Annotated in this window: 13 protein-coding genes and 2 pseudogenes; 7 read left to right on the forward strand and 8 right to left on the reverse strand. The window is 72.9% G+C overall.

All coding sequences use genetic code 11. The features are described 5' to 3' along the window. Positions 1 to 165 precede the first annotated feature (165 nt). Entirely contained in the window at positions 166 to 1,008 is an 843-nt protein-coding gene (locus K6I34_RS17795; protein ID WP_229327256.1) for a polysaccharide deacetylase family protein, read from the reverse strand. Between the two features lie 111 nt (positions 1,009 to 1,119). On the opposite strand from K6I34_RS17795, the gene K6I34_RS17800 reads away from it, so the two are divergent. The 3 genes from K6I34_RS17800 (at position 1,120) to K6I34_RS17810 (ending at position 3,260) form a co-directional block, all read left to right on the forward strand. Next, a complete protein-coding gene (locus K6I34_RS17800) occupies positions 1,120 to 2,313 on the forward strand; it encodes a methyltransferase domain-containing protein (RefSeq protein ID WP_229327257.1) in 1,194 nt (397 codons plus the stop codon). Between the two features lie 397 nt (positions 2,314 to 2,710). After that, a complete protein-coding gene (locus tag K6I34_RS17805; protein WP_229327258.1) occupies positions 2,711 to 2,968 on the forward strand; it encodes a Uma2 family endonuclease in 258 nt (85 codons plus the stop codon). 76 nt (positions 2,969 to 3,044) lie between these two features. Further along, positions 3,045 to 3,260 carry a hypothetical protein gene (locus tag K6I34_RS17810; protein ID WP_229327259.1) on the forward strand — a complete coding sequence of 72 codons (216 nt, stop codon included), beginning with the start codon at positions 3,045 to 3,047 and terminating at the stop codon, positions 3,258 to 3,260. A 22-nt stretch (positions 3,261 to 3,282) separates the two neighbouring features. On the opposite strand, the gene K6I34_RS17815 is transcribed toward K6I34_RS17810, so the two are convergent. The 4 genes from K6I34_RS17815 to tsaB all read right to left on the reverse strand — a co-directional run bounded on the left by K6I34_RS17815 (position 3,283) and on the right by tsaB (position 6,095). Next, positions 3,283 to 3,660, reverse strand: a complete 378-nt coding sequence (locus tag K6I34_RS17815; RefSeq protein WP_229327260.1) for a hypothetical protein — start codon at positions 3,658 to 3,660, stop codon at positions 3,283 to 3,285. Between the two features lie 116 nt (positions 3,661 to 3,776). Next, positions 3,777 to 4,937 (reverse strand): tRNA (adenosine(37)-N6)-threonylcarbamoyltransferase complex transferase subunit TsaD, encoded by a 1,161-nt coding sequence (gene tsaD, locus K6I34_RS17820; RefSeq protein WP_229327261.1) that lies wholly within the window; start codon positions 4,935 to 4,937, stop codon positions 3,777 to 3,779. Beyond that, entirely contained in the window at positions 4,921 to 5,403 is a 483-nt protein-coding gene (gene rimI, locus K6I34_RS17825) for a ribosomal protein S18-alanine N-acetyltransferase (RefSeq protein WP_229327268.1), read from the reverse strand. Before rimI ends, tsaD begins: the two co-directional genes overlap by 17 nt. 23 nt (positions 5,404 to 5,426) lie before the next feature. Beyond that, positions 5,427 to 6,095 carry a tRNA (adenosine(37)-N6)-threonylcarbamoyltransferase complex dimerization subunit type 1 TsaB gene (gene tsaB / locus K6I34_RS17830; RefSeq protein WP_229327262.1) on the reverse strand — a complete coding sequence of 223 codons (669 nt, stop codon included), beginning with the start codon at positions 6,093 to 6,095 and terminating at the stop codon, positions 5,427 to 5,429. Positions 6,096 to 6,251: 156 nt separating this feature from the next. On the opposite strand from tsaB, the gene K6I34_RS17835 reads away from it, so the two are divergent. After that, positions 6,252 to 6,827 carry a L,D-transpeptidase gene (locus K6I34_RS17835; protein WP_229327263.1) on the forward strand — a complete coding sequence of 192 codons (576 nt, stop codon included), beginning with the start codon at positions 6,252 to 6,254 and terminating at the stop codon, positions 6,825 to 6,827. A 512-nt stretch (positions 6,828 to 7,339) separates the two neighbouring features. Beyond that, the gene (tsaE, locus tag K6I34_RS17840) at positions 7,340 to 7,870 is read left to right on the forward strand and encodes a tRNA (adenosine(37)-N6)-threonylcarbamoyltransferase complex ATPase subunit type 1 TsaE (protein WP_229327264.1); all 531 of its coding nucleotides are present in this window, start codon (positions 7,340 to 7,342) and stop codon (positions 7,868 to 7,870) included. A gap of 150 nt (positions 7,871 to 8,020) precedes the next feature. Here the strand turns inward: tsaE and K6I34_RS17845 are convergent, their stop codons facing one another. Continuing rightward, positions 8,021 to 9,343 carry an alpha/beta fold hydrolase gene (locus tag K6I34_RS17845; RefSeq protein WP_229327265.1) on the reverse strand — a complete coding sequence of 441 codons (1,323 nt, stop codon included), beginning with the start codon at positions 9,341 to 9,343 and terminating at the stop codon, positions 8,021 to 8,023. Positions 9,344 to 9,438: 95 nt separating this feature from the next. Continuing rightward, positions 9,439 to 10,617: an alanine racemase gene (gene alr / locus K6I34_RS17850; RefSeq protein ID WP_229327266.1), complete on the reverse strand. Its 1,179-nt coding sequence runs from the start codon at positions 10,615 to 10,617 to the stop codon at positions 9,439 to 9,441. Positions 10,618 to 10,705: 88 nt separating this feature from the next. Here alr and K6I34_RS17855 point away from each other — a divergent pair. After that, positions 10,706 to 12,136 (forward strand): annotated as a pseudogene (locus K6I34_RS17855) (NAD(P)H-hydrate dehydratase); the annotation flags it as partial. Between the two features lie 368 nt (positions 12,137 to 12,504). Further along, positions 12,505 to 12,885 carry a hypothetical protein gene (locus tag K6I34_RS17860; protein WP_229327267.1) on the forward strand — a complete coding sequence of 127 codons (381 nt, stop codon included), beginning with the start codon at positions 12,505 to 12,507 and terminating at the stop codon, positions 12,883 to 12,885. Positions 12,886 to 12,900: 15 nt separating this feature from the next. Here K6I34_RS17860 and K6I34_RS17865 read toward each other — a convergent pair. Continuing rightward, positions 12,901 to 13,465: pseudogene (locus tag K6I34_RS17865) on the reverse strand (hypothetical protein); the annotation flags it as partial.

The raw sequence follows: 13,465 nt of genomic DNA on the forward strand, positions 1-13,465 counted from the left end.
CCCTGGGCCCCCGTCGGGTGATGCCGACCAGCAGGGCTGCGCCCCGTCAGGGGCGCGGGGCTGTTTCCATATGCGGCTCCGCCGCGTGGGCGCGACCAGCCGACGACAGCCCGCAGCCGCGCGCGGAGCGCAAGAGGCACCCCCGGTAGGCACCCTCGGCCGACCTCAGACGTAATCCTCCAGCCGAGCCACCGTGAAGCCCTGTCGCTGAACGCTGCGCAGCATATTGCTCACCATCCGCGTCATCGTCGTGCCCTTGAGCTCGCTCGGGCCGCGGAAGTGGGCCAGGACGATGTCGCCGGGGCGGAGCGCGCCGCCCTGCGCGTACCGCATGTCGTTGATCTGCATCGTCTCCTCCCACAGCACGACGGCCTTCACCCCGCACCCGCCCGCCGCCGCGAGCGTCGCATCGTCGTAGTCGCCGTACGGAGGCCGGAACAGCCACGGTCTGACCCCGAACCGCTCCGCCAGGACGTCCTGCTGCCCGCAGATCTCGCGGCGCTGGGCGTCGGGCCCGAGAGTGCGCAGGTCGGGGTGCGAGAGCGTGTGGTTCTGGACGGTGTTGCCACCGTCCCTGAGCTGCTCGAAGTAGCCGTACCCACGGCCCGTGCGGGCGATGGCGTCGGTGAGGAACATCGTGAACGGCAGCTTCAGGTCCTCGGCCATCCTCACGAACTCCGGGTCCTTCTCGGCCCCGTCGTCGAAGGTCAGGAAGACGACCTTGTCTGCGGTCTCCACGCGGCGTACGACCTTGGGCGCGTCCCCCGGCTTCATCCCGTCCGTGAGCTTGCGGGCCGGGGGCGCGGGCGGCGCGGCGAGCGGGGCGTCGAGGCCCCAGCGGCGGTAGGCGGAGGACGCCGGGGAAGGAGCCGTACGGGCGGGCTTGCCCGCCGGGGAGCCGGACGAACATCCGGACGCCCCCAGCGCGGTGACGAGGACGACGAGCGCGGCGGGGACGGCGAGGACGGCCCGGCGGCGGCCGCCGCCGCCGGATATGAACGAGCTCACCCATCCGATTGTCAGTCACGCTTTCGGCAACGGCATGGCGGACGCGAACCGGGGACGGGCCGCCGCGTCCCCGGTTACAGCACAGAGCGCGACTGGGGAAACAATGAAGGCGTGCCCGCACCGACCTCCCCCACCCCGGCCGAGTCCTTCGCCGCCCTCCTCACCGAGGAAGGCCGCGCCCTCCTGGACGACCTGCGCGACTCCGACCCGCGCCAGGAGCTGGCGACGGCCACGCGCCTGCGCCGAGACCACCCCGCCGAGCTGGTCTCGGCCGCCATCGGCCAGGCCCGGCTGCGGCAGCGGGCGGTGGCGAAGTTCGGGGCGGAGGACGCGTACCGCATGTTCTTCACGCCCAATGGCGTGGAGCAGTCCACGCGGAAGACCGTCGCCGAGTACCGGGCCGCCCGGCTGGCGGCCCTCGGCACCAAGTCCGTCGCTGATCTCTGCTGCGGCATCGGCGGGGACGCGCTCGCGCTCGCGCGGGCGGGCATCTCGGTCCTCGCGGTCGACCGCGACCCGCTGACCTGCGCGGTCGCCGAGGCCAACGCACGGGCCCTGGGCCTGGACGGGCTGATCGAGGTCCGCTGCGCCGATGTCGCGGAGATCGACACGGCGCCGTACGACACGGTCTTCGTGGACCCGGCACGGCGCGGCGGGCGCGGCCGGATCTTCGACCCGGAGGCGTATTCGCCACCGCTGTCCTGGGCGGTCGAGGCGGCCCGTACGGCACCGCGCGCCGCGCTGAAGATCGCGCCGGGCATCCCGCACGAGGCGGTGCCGGAGGAGGCGGAGGCGGAGTGGATCTCGGACGGGGGTGACGTGAAGGAGGCGGTCCTCTGGTTCGGCACCGAACCGGGCGCGCGCCGCGCGACCCTCCTCCCCGGCGGGGCCACGCTCACCTCGCGCGGCCTCCCCAACCCCGCGGCCCGCCCGGTCGGCCGCTACCTCTACGAGCCGGACGGCGCGGTCATCCGCGCCCACCTGGTCGCGGAGGCCGCGGAACCCCTCGACGGCGGCCTGATCGACGACACGATCGCCTACATCACGAGCGACGAGCTCCGCCCCACCCCGTACGCGACCGCCTACGAGATCACCGACGTCCTCCCCTTCAACCTCAAGAAGCTCAAGACCCTCCTGCGCCAGCGCGGAATCGGCACCGCCGTCATCAAAAAGCGCGGCTCCGCGGTCGAACCCGAAGAACTCCGGAAGAAGCTCAAGCTCGAAGGGGTGAACTCCTGTGTGATCGTACTTACGCGCGTGGCGGGGGCCCCGACCATGCTCCTGGGGCAGCCGGTCCAGGCGTAGCCTGGCACGCGACCGTGGAGGGCAGCGATGGCCGCCGATCCCATCACCTACTCGACACAGGAGCCGCCGGACGCCGTCGATCTGCTGATCGCGTTCGAAGAGGCAGCCGGCATACCGATCCGGCCCGAGTTCTTCGAGGGCATGGCGATCGTGCCCGAGCGGCCGGAATACGGCCACGGCCGCACCGCCCTGGAGGTGTTGCACCAACTGCGCTCGGCGGGAATCCGGCGGACCGGGATCGGCAACGGGTTCCGCCAGGCGGAGAGCGATGAAGGGGATGCCGCGACCCGGACACTGGCCATCCCCGACTTCTACGTCCTCCACCGCAAGCCGACCGAGCTCGACGAGGCCTACCGTGAGACCCAAGGGCTGGTACTCCACGGAGCTCCTCGCCCTCGTGGGCGAGGTCACGGCCGGCAACCACGAGACCGACACCGGCCCCAAATACCGGAGTTACGCGGCGGCGGGCATCCCGGTCTACGTGCTCGTCAACCGCCACGACGGCAAGGTGTACGTACATTCCGACCCTGTACCCGACACCGAGGACCCCGCCAAGAGCCGTTACCGCACCACGACCACCACGGAGCTGGGCCGAAAGGCCCAACTCCCCGCCCCTTACCCGGTATTGGACACCGCCTTCGCCCTGGACCACTAAGCCGCTTACGGTACGAATCACCCGGTACGCATGCGGTGACTCACGGAGAGCCACCCCACCCCGCCACCCTGGCCCCGTGAACAAGGACATTCCGCCGTGCGGGGCGTACGTCATCGACACCCGGACCGGCCAGGTCGGCCAAGTCGTCGGCAGTGAAGGCACCATGGCAAGGCTGAGGGCACGCACGAGCGGCCCGACATGGGACTGCCCGGCCGAGGCGCTCCAGCCCACCACGCTGCGCGACTATCTCCGCGCACGCGTCTCGGACGTCAACGCCCGCAGGACGTCATGACGGCCGGCGCACACACCCGTGGTCACGCCAAGTCCGTCAGATCCTCCGCGTAGTACGTGGAGAGGGGCTGCGGGCCTATGTACTGCTGGCAGTTGCATGGGCCCGGCCCATAACCCGTCGGCTTCTTCTCCCCGTCCCAGGCGACCGGGACCTCGACCGTCTCGTGACACCGGCCCTGCTTGTCGTGCTTGGCCAGGTGGTGCGTGCAGCCGCATATCGGCTGCGGGGGCCGGGACGCGGACTCGAGCGCCTCGCGCTGCTCGCGCTCACGCGCCTGCTGGGACTCCAAGAGCTCCAGCTTGCGCTCGTGGCGGGTGCGCAGCGCCGTGCGTCCCATGTCAGCGATCTTGGTGAAGCCGCCGACACCGAAGAAGATCAGCACCCACCAGAGCCAATTCATATCGGGCCCCTCCCCGTCCGTACCCTGCCCGGCCTCCAGAATAGGTGTTCCCCCGGAGGCCCGGCAGGGCTGTGGAAAACGGCTGTGGACAACCCTCGGCGGCAGGTGTCAGCGCCTCACGACTCGTACAGGTTCTTCTTGCTCAGCTCGTGCACGTGGTCGTGGTCATGGGTGTGCCCGTGCCCGTGACCGTGCCCATGGCCGTGGTCGTCATGGTCGTGGTCCTCGGCGGGGACGTGCGTGTCCGTCACCGGCAGCGAGGAGTCCGCCGACAGGTCCCACGAGGACGCCGACCGGCCCCGTGCGACCATCTCGGCACCCAGCGCCGCGACCATCGCGCCGTTGTCCGTGCAGAGCTTCGGCCGCGGCACGCGCAGCGTGATGCCCGCGTCCTCGCAGCGGCGGGCGGCCATGGCGCGCAGGCGGGAGTTGGCCGCGACGCCGCCGCCGATCATGAGGTGGTCGACGCCGTGGTCCTTGCAGGCGCGGACGGCCTTGCGGGTCAGGACGTCCACGACGGCCTCCTGGAAGGAGGCGGCCACGTCCGCGACCGGCACGTCCTCGCCCGCCGCGCGCTTGGCCTCTATCCAGCGGGCCACCGCGGTCTTGAGCCCGGAGAACGAGAAGTCGTAGATCGGATCCCGGGAGCCGGTCAGGCCGCGCGGGAAGCGGATCGCGTCCGGGTCACCCTCGCGCGCGTACCGGTCGATGACCGGGCCGCCCGGGAAGCCGAGGTTCAGCACGCGCGCGACCTTGTCGAAGGCCTCGCCCGCCGCGTCGTCGATCGTCGAGCCCAGCGGGCGGACGTCGGAGGTGATGTCGGGCGCCAAGAGCAGCGAGGAGTGGCCGCCGGAGACCAGCAGCGCCATCGTCGGCTCGGGCAGCGGGCCGTGCTCCAGCTGGTCCACGCAGATGTGCGAGGCCAGGTGGTTTACGCCGTAAAGAGGCTTGCCAAGCGCGTACGCGTACGCCTTCGCCGCCGAGACGCCCACGAGCAGGGCGCCCGCGAGGCCGGGGCCCGCGGTGACGGCGATGCCGTCGAGGTCCTTGGCGCTGACCCCCGCCTCCTTCAGGGCCCGCTCGATCGTGGGGACCATCGCCTCCAGGTGGGCACGGCTGGCCACCTCGGGGACGACACCGCCGAAGCGGGCGTGCTCGTCGACGCTGGACGCGACCGCGTCCGCGAGCAGGGTGTGGCCCCGGACGATGCCGACACCGGTCTCGTCGCAGGACGTCTCGATACCGAGGACGAGGGGTTCGTCAGCCTTGCGGGCCATGGGTCATTCCTTGCACTGCGGAGTTCGGATCGGAAAGGCGCATCACGAGCGCGTCGATGTTGCCGGGCTGGTAGTAGCCCCTGCGGACACCGACCGGCTCGAAGCCGAAGCGCTCGTAGAGCCGCTGGGCGCGGGTGTTGTCCACCCGTACCTCCAGAAGCACCTCACGGCACTCGAAGGCCGTCGCGGTGGACAGCAGCTCCGAGAGCAGCCGGGCGCCGAGGCCGGTGCTCCAGTGCTCCTTGCAGACGGCGATGGTCTGTACGTCGCCGGTGCCGTCGATCGCGGCGAGGCCGGCGTAGCCGACGACCCGGCCCCCGTCGTCCTCCGCCACCACGTAGCGGCGGTTCGCCGCGGGGCCGCGGGCGTGGGCCAGCTCCGACCAGAACAGCCCCTTGGACCAGGCGTCGTCCGGGAAGAGCACGCGCTCCAGCTCCAGCACCGGCCGGATGTCCCACCAGCGCATCTCGCGGATACGCACCGTCGTGGTCACTTCGGCGTGACCACCTTGTAGTTGGCCGGCACCTGGGCGTCCGGGCGGCGCAGGTAGAGCGGCTGGTCCGGCAGGAACTCGCCGCCGGTGCGCAGCTTCTCCACCGCCAGCGAGGCCAGCGCGCCCGCCGACTGGTGCTCGGGCATGTCGTCCCGCACGTCGGTGAACGCGTCCCGGTAGAGCAGGGCGCCCGCGCCGATCACCGTCAGCCCGGCGAGGGGCTCGGTGAGGTCGGCGGGCCGGTCGACGGCGGGCTCGGTGGCACGGGTACGGGCGTCGGCGTACCGCGCCCAGTAGACCTCCTTGCGGCGGGCGTCCGTCGCCACGACGAACTCTCCCTCCAGCCCCTGCTGCCCCGCCGCGTACGCGATGCCGTCGAGCGAGCACAGCCCGCGCACCGGCACGGACAGCGCCGCCCCGAAGGTCGCGGCGGTCACGATGCCCACGCGCAGGCCCGTGTACGGGCCGGGGCCGACGCCCACGACGATGTCGGTCACGGCGTCCAGCCTGCACCCGGCCTCGCCGAGCACCCGGTCGACGGCGGGCAGCAGCAGCTCACCGTGCCTGCGCGCGTCGACCTGACGCGATTCGGCGACGACTTTGTCGCCGTCGTGGAGAGCGACGGTGACGGCGGGGGTGGCGGTATCAAGAGCGAGCAGCAGCACACTGACAGCCTACGGCGCGCCATGGGGCGGGCGGTGCGCGCGTGGGACCGCGCCGAGGGCGCGACGGGGGCGCGGACGGGTGCTTCCCGGGTGCTTCCCGGGTGCTACGGTCAGCCGCACAGTCGTATGAGGTACGGGACAGAGAGGGTGCGCAGCGTGGCACGCAGCAGCTCGGGAGCAGTGGTGGCCGCGCTCACCGCGGCGGCCCTGGCCGGAGTCGGATTCCTCGCCTACCAGGCGGACGCCGCGCCCCACCAGCCGCACGTGGCCGCTTCCTCCGCGGGCCGGGACGGCAAGGACCCGTCCGCCGACGCCGCCGCCAAGGACAAGGCCGCCAGGGAAGCCGCCACGGCCGTCCCGGCGAACTCCGGCACGGGGGCGCGAGTGGTCTACTCGGTCGCCGGGAAGCGGGTGTGGCTGGTCGCGGCGAACGGCCAGGCGAGCCGCACCTTCGAGGTGTCGCCCAGCACGGTCAACCCGCCGGCGGGCACGTACAAGGTCACCTCGCGCCAGCTCAACGCCCCCGGCTCGGACGGGGTGCCCGTCGAGCACATCGTGCGCTTCCACCGCGACGCGGCGGGCATCGTCTTCGGCTTCAGCGCGGCGGTGGACGGCTCCGCGCCCGACCCGGCGTCCACGAAGAAGACGGGCGCGATCCGGGAAAAGCCGGCGGACGGCCGGGCCCTGTGGGAATTCGCGGTAAGCGGAGCCACGGTCGTCGTCGTCCCGTAAGCCCCGTAAGAAGCGCCCCGTCAGGGGCGCGGGGAACTGCGCGACCGACCACTGCGGACCCGCAGCCGCACGCGCAGCGCAAGAGGCACCCCAATAGGCGCAGGGGGGTCCGGGGCGCAGCCCCGGGGAAGGGCAGAGGCCTACGCCGCCGGGCGCCCCGGAGCCGTAGAAGAAGACCGCCGCACCGACTCCACCGCAGGTGGAGTCGAAACCGCATCCGCCGCCGCGCAAGCCGCCAGCAGATCCCGCACGGACAGGACGGACGGGACAGACAGAGGCGCATCCGCCGCGGAAGCCTCCGCCTCCGCGTCCGCAGGACCGACCTCGGCCACGGGCTCGTGATCCGGCATGGGAGCCTCCCGAAAAGCACCTGGGCAAGGTTAGGTAGACCTAACCATGTCTCTGCCTTCCCATGTGACCACGAGCGACACCCGCCGCGCAACATGTTGCCGACGGCTTGTCGGAATGTTGTGGAGGCCCGTACGGCGCGCACACCCGTACCATCGACGGGTATGAGCGCCCTGCACGAGTCCACCGCCGCCACCGCCGCCACCGCGCGGATCACCGTCAGGACCGCCGAGGAGATGCGCGACCTGGGCCGTCGGCTCGCCACGCTGCTGCGCCCCGGCGACCTGGTGCTGCTCACCGGTGAGCTGGGCGCCGGGAAGACGACGCTGACCCGCGGCCTCGGCGAGGGGCTCGACGTGCGCGGTGCCGTCACCTCCCCGACCTTCGTGATCGCGCGCGTGCACCCGCCGCTCGGCTCCGGCCCCGCCCTCGTCCACGTCGACGCCTACCGCCTCAACGGCGGCCTGGACGAGATGGAGGACCTGGACCTGGACGTCTCCCTGCCGGAGTCCGTCGTCGTAGTGGAGTGGGGCGACGGCAAGGTCGAGGAGCTCTCGGAGGACCGCCTGCATGTGGTCATCGAGCGGGCCGTCGGCGCGGATGCGGACCATCTCGGCGAGGAGGCCGACGACGTGCGGACCGTTCGGCTGACGGGGGTCGGCGAGCGGTGGGCCGACGCGGCGCTGAGCGTCTGACTCCGTCCCGCGGTGGGGAGCCCGGGGCGTGGGCCTCTGCTCCGGGGCTGCGCCCCGGACCCCCTGCGCCTATGGGGGTGCCTCGTGCGCTCCGCGTGCGGCTGCGGGCCGGTGGGGGTTTGTCGCGCAGTTCCCCGCGCCCCTGAAAGATCACCCCCGGCGCCTCGCGCCCTCCGCTCGCTCCGGTATTCCCTCCGTCGCCGCGTCCAGCAGGTCCAGCAGGTGCTCGGTCACCAGCTCGGGGTGCTCGAACATGACCAGGTGGCCCGCCCCCGGCACCAGGAGCAGTTCCGCTTCGGGGAGGGCCGCCGCGATCGCCTCGCTGTGGGCGCTCGGGATCATCAGGTCCTTCTCGCCCGCGATCACCACCACCGGGTGAGCCGCGAACTCCGCGAGGGCCGTCGCCTTGTCGTGCTCTCCGAAGACCCGGTAGAACTCCGCGATGATGCCCAGCGGCGTGGCCTCCATCAGGCGCTCCGCGAACCGCGCCACCGCGGGGTCCACGTCCCGCGAGCCGAACGAGTAGCGGCGGATGACGCCCGCGTAGAGGTCGGCCGTGGCCTGGCGGCCGCGCTCGATCAGCTCCGGGCGCCCTGCGGTCAGCGCCCTGAGCGCCGCGGGCAGCACCCGGCGCACCACGCTGCCGGAGACCGGCAGGCCGTACGTGTTGTCCGCGAGCTCGCCCGACGACGTGCTGACGAAGGCCGTGCCCACGACCCGTTCCGCCACCAGCTCCGGGTACTGGGCGGCCAGGCCCATCATCGTCATGCCGCCCATCGAGTGCCCCACCAGCACCAGCGGCCCCTCGGGCGCCGCCGCGTCGATGACCGCCTTCAGATCGCGGCCGAGCAGGTCGATGGAGACCGGAACACTCCCGTCCAGCTGTGAGCGGCCCCGCTCGGAACGGCCGTGGCTGCGCTGGTCCCAGAAGACCATCCGCACCGCGCCGCGCAGCGCGGCCCGCTGGAAGTGCCAGGAGTCCTGGCTGAGGCAGTAGCCGTGGGTGAAGACCACCGTGACCGGGGCCGGAGCCTGCGTCGCGGCCGGCCGCCCGAAGAGCCGCTTCAGCAGGGTCGGGGAGGTCTCCGAGGGCGCGGGGGCCGCGCCGGGACCGTCGGCCCCGCCCGCGCCACCGGTCCCTTCGGCCTCGCCGACCCCATCGACCTCGTCGACCTCGAAGTACAGCTCCGTGCCGTCCTCGGCGACGGCTCGCCCGGGACGCCCCCGCAGCGTCCCGTACGGGCCCATGGAGTCGAGCGCGAGCCGCGCCTTGCGGCGCATGCCGCGTCCGACGGTCAGCCGCTCCACGGCCACCCCGACCGCGGCCCCGGCCGCCACGACCCCGATGGCGGCGCCGGCGACACCCGCGCCCCTCCGCCAGCCGCCGCTCCCGGCCACGGCCTCGTCGGCCGCCTGGGCCGCGCGGGCCACTTGGGCCACGCCCGTACCGCTGATACTCGCGCTGTCGCTCATCCCGCGCCCCCCGTGTGTCCTAGCTGTTCTGCCCGTCCACGTTCTCGGCGTTCTCGGCGTTCCTGAGTTACTGAGTTCCTGGTCCTGCCGGGCGTCTACCCGGATTTCCCGTCCGTGTCGGCGGTGTTTCCTTCCACGGTCTCACCGACATAGACGCGCGGCACCCGTTCGGTGATACGGGTGATGACTTCGTAAGCGATGGTCCCGGTCGCCCGCGCCCAGTCCTCGGCGGTCGGCTCGCCCCGGTCGCCCGGTCCGAACAGCACCGCCTCGTCGCCCACCCGCGCACTGTCGCCGCCCAGATCGACCACGAACTGGTCCATGGCCACCCGGCCCGCGACCGTCCGCCACTTGCCCCCGATCAGGACCGGTCCCGTACCGGAGGCCGCCCGCGGGATCCCGTCCGCGTACCCGACGGGAACGAGGGCGAGGGTAGTGGCACCCGGCGTGACGTAGTGATGCCCGTATGAGACACCGTGCCCGCCCGGCACGCGCTTCACCGAGGCGAGCGACGCGGACAGCGTCATCACCGGCTTGAGCCCCAGGTCGGCGGGGGTGCCGACCTCCGGGCTCGGGGACACGCCGTAGATCGCCACACCGGTGCGCACGAGGTCGAAGTGGCTCTCGGGGAGCGTGAGGACCGCCGGGGAGTTGGCGATGTGCCGCACCTCGGGCTCGATGCCCTGCCCCTCGGCGTACGCCACGGCGTCCCGGAAGACCCGCAGCTGGGCCTGGATGGAGGGGTGCCCCGGCTCGTCCGCGCACGCGAAGTGCGACCAGATACCGGTGACCTCGATCAGCCCCGCGTCCTCGGCGGCCCGGGCGGCGGCGATCAGTTCCGGCCAGTCGTCGGGCTGGCAGCCGCTGCGCCCGAGACCCGTGTCGATCTTCAGCTGGACGCGGGCGGCACGGCCGCACGCGCGGGCCGCGTCCGACACCTCGCGCACCGCCCACAGGCCGCTGACCGACACGTCGACGTCCGCCTCGACGGCCTCGCGCCAGGGCCCTCCCGGGGTCCACAGCCAGCACATCAGACGGCCCCGGTCACCGGCGGCGCGCAGCGCGAGGGCCTCCTGCGGGGTGGCCGTACCGATCCACGTCGCGCCCGCCTCGCGTGCCGCCCGCGCGCACGGCACGGCGCCGTGCCCGTACGCGTCCGCCTTGACGACAGCCATCAGCTGCGCCTGCGGGGCACGGGCACGCAGCGTGCGGACGTTGGCCCGCAGGGCGGCCAGATCTATCAGGGCACGGGCGCGCATCGGTGTCTCGTTCATCCCCGTCAGTCTCTCAGGTGTCCGTTTCCCTGCGCCCAGGGTGCCGGTTCCGGGGCGGCCGGGGACCGCGAAGGTGACACTGGGGAGCATGAGGACTGCGTACAGCGTCGAGACCGTACGGGCCGCCGAGCGCGCGCTCATGGCACAGCTTCCCCACGGCGCCCTGATGCAGCGCGCCGCCGCCGGCCTCGCGGCCGCCTGCGCGGATCTGCTGGGGCGGGTCTACGGGGCGCGGGTCGCGCTCCTCGTCGGCAGCGGCGACAACGGCGGCGACGCGCTCTACGCGGGCGCCCGCCTGGCCCGGCGCGGCGCGGGCGTCACCGCCGTGCTGCTCTCCCCCGACCGCACCCACGCGGGCGGACTGGCCGCGCTGCGTAGCGCGGGCGGACGCGTGGCCTCCGCCGAGGCGGCCGACCGGGCCGTGCGCCGCGCCGACCTCGTCGTCGACGGGATCGTCGGCATCGGCGGCCGGGGCGGCCTGCGGCCGGAGGCACAGGCGCTGCTGGAGGCCGCGTACGCCGGTGGCGCGACGATCGTCGCCGTGGACCTGCCGAGCGGGGTCGACGCGGACACCGGCGAGGTACGCGGAGAGGCCGTACGGGCCGACGCGACGGTCACCTTCGGCGCGTACAAGCCGGGGCTGCTGCTCGACCCGGCACGGGAGTACGCGGGGGCGCTGCGCCTGGTGGACATCGGCCTGCGGCTGCCGCCGGAGCCCGCGGTGGAGGCACTCCAGCACGCGGACGTGGCGGAGCTGCTCCCCTGGCCGACGGCGGAGAGCGACAAGTACCGCCGGGGCGTCGTCGGCGTCGTCGCGGGCTCGGCCCGCTACCCGGGTGCCGCGGTGCTCGCGGTGGCGGGCGCGCTGCACGGCGGCGCGGGCGCGGTGCGCTACGTCGGCCCGGCGGCGGACGCCGTCGTCGCCCGCTTCCCCGAGACCCTCGTCTCGGCGGGCCCGCCGTCGAAGGCGGGCCGCGTCCAGGCGTGGGTCGTGGGCCCCGGCCTCGGTGACGGCACGGAGGCCCGCCAGGCGCTGGCGGACGTGCTGGCGTCCGACGTCCCGGTGCTCGTGGACGCGGACGGGCTGCGCCTGCTGACCGCGCGGGAACTGCGCTCCCGCGCGGCCGAGACCGTCATCACCCCGCACGCGGGCGAGGCGGCGGCCCTGCTGGGCACGGCCCGGGAGGACGTCGAGGCGGCGCGGCTGTCCTCCGTCCGCGCCCTGGCGGAGCAGTACGGGGTGACGGCCCTGCTCAAGGGCTCCACGACGGCGATCGCCTCCCCGTCCGGCGGCCCCGTGCGCATCAACCCCACGGGCACCCCCTGGCTCGCCACGGCAGGCAGCGGTGACGTCCTCTCCGGCCTGACCGGCTCCCTCCTGGCCACGGGCCTCCCGGCCTTCGACGCGGCCACGACGGGCGCCTACCTCCACGGCCTGTCGGCGCGCCTGCTGGGCCCCTCGCCACTGACGGCGATGAGCGTGGCGGAGGGCCTGCGGGGGGTCTGGCGGGACGTGGCGGAGGTGAGGGTTGGGCCATTCCAGGCCCTCCAGACCCTCCAGGCTCACCTGATCGAGCGATGGCAGGGTGCGGATACGTACCCGTACGCTTCCAACGAGCGAAAGGAGAGTCGGCTCATGGCTGACGCCAACATTCGTATCCCTGCGGAAGCACGCGATCGCCTCGCAGAGGTCGCCGCGGCAGAAGGCTTGTCGCTGCGTTCCTATCTCGCCCGCCTCGCCGGTGAACTCACCACCCCAGCGGAACGCTCCGAGCGGGCGGAACGGGCGCGGCAGATACTACGGGAGTGGAACGGCTACAACCCCAGCGAGGAAGAGGAAGCCCAACTGGACGCCGAGTTGGACCGGCGCCTCGCCGAGGCCATGCGGTGAGCGATCACATCCACGTCCTGCTCGACAAAACAGCCATGCTCGCCGCCGGCCAGGGCAACGCCTTCGTCTCCAAGCTCATCCACCGAGCGCATTCGGAAGCAGGCTGGTATCTGTATGCCACCACCTGCGCGCTGGTGGAGGCCGACCGGCTCCGGCCCGGGACGGCGGAGCACCTCGCGTCCTTACCCGGCATCACCATCCTGGATCTGGATCTGCCCGCCGCACTGGCCATCTCGCCCGAGTCGACATGGGCGATCGCGCACACCCGACACGCGGCGGAACCGTCACCCGAACGCCCTGACGGCGCGTTCATCGCCACTGCGACACCCGACCAGTGGGCGGATCACCCCGTACGGGTGCTCGACATCAGGCCCTGACCGCGGCCGGGCGGGTCAACGCTTCCTGTCCTCCTCGTAGTCGCCGACCGTCCTCTGGAAGTGGCCCAGGAGTTCCGTGTTCTCGCGGCTCAGTCCGGGCTCGTCGGTGGCGCGGCCGTCGCCCCATTCCGCGTTGGCGAAGACGACGGAGCGCACGGTCATGACGCGCCCGAACGTGGCCGGGGTGTGCGGCGGCACAGGGTCCAGGCCCGAGCCCTGCGGCGGGTCGAGCGAGGCGACCTCGTACTTGAGCGGGTCGAGGCCCGCCATACCGAAGACCGTGGCCGCGTCCTCGGCGCGCTTGAAGCTCAGCACGCCGATGGTGATCCGGGACTTCTTCGCCGCGTCGGTGTAGAGCGCGGAGGTGAGCCGCAGGCACCCTTGCCCCTGCGCGATGACCCCGGCCAGCTCGGGGCTGACCCCGCGTGAGCAGTCCGTCGTACTGGCCACGTCCACGCGGTGGAACTCCGTACCCGACTCCCCCTTCACCGTCTCGTCGGGGAACGCCTGCTCGGCGCTGATCACGGGACGGGCGAGCAGGGAGGGCAGGGCGGTGGGGGCGTCCGGCGGGAGAGAGGCC

This window comes from Streptomyces sp. UNOC14_S4, assembly GCF_020740835.1.
In the GTDB taxonomy this organism is placed as follows: Bacteria; Actinomycetota; Actinomycetes; order Streptomycetales; family Streptomycetaceae; genus Streptomyces.

Excerpts from the sequence above, each read along its gene's own strand:
- alr (WP_229327266.1), bottom strand. The coding sequence starts at position 10,617 with ATGAACGAGACACCGATGCGCGCCCGTGCCCTGATAGATCTGGCCGCC.
- tsaE (WP_229327264.1), top strand. The coding sequence starts at position 7,340 with ATGAGCGCCCTGCACGAGTCCACCGCCGCCACCGCCGCCACCGCGCGG.
- K6I34_RS17815 (WP_229327260.1), bottom strand. The coding sequence starts at position 3,660 with ATGAATTGGCTCTGGTGGGTGCTGATCTTCTTCGGTGTCGGCGGCTTC.
- K6I34_RS17845 (WP_229327265.1), bottom strand. The coding sequence starts at position 9,343 with ATGAGCGACAGCGCGAGTATCAGCGGTACGGGCGTGGCCCAAGTGGCC.
- tsaD (WP_229327261.1), bottom strand. The coding sequence starts at position 4,937 with ATGGCCCGCAAGGCTGACGAACCCCTCGTCCTCGGTATCGAGACGTCC.
- rimI (WP_229327268.1), bottom strand. The coding sequence starts at position 5,403 with ATGCGCTGGTGGGACATCCGGCCGGTGCTGGAGCTGGAGCGCGTGCTC.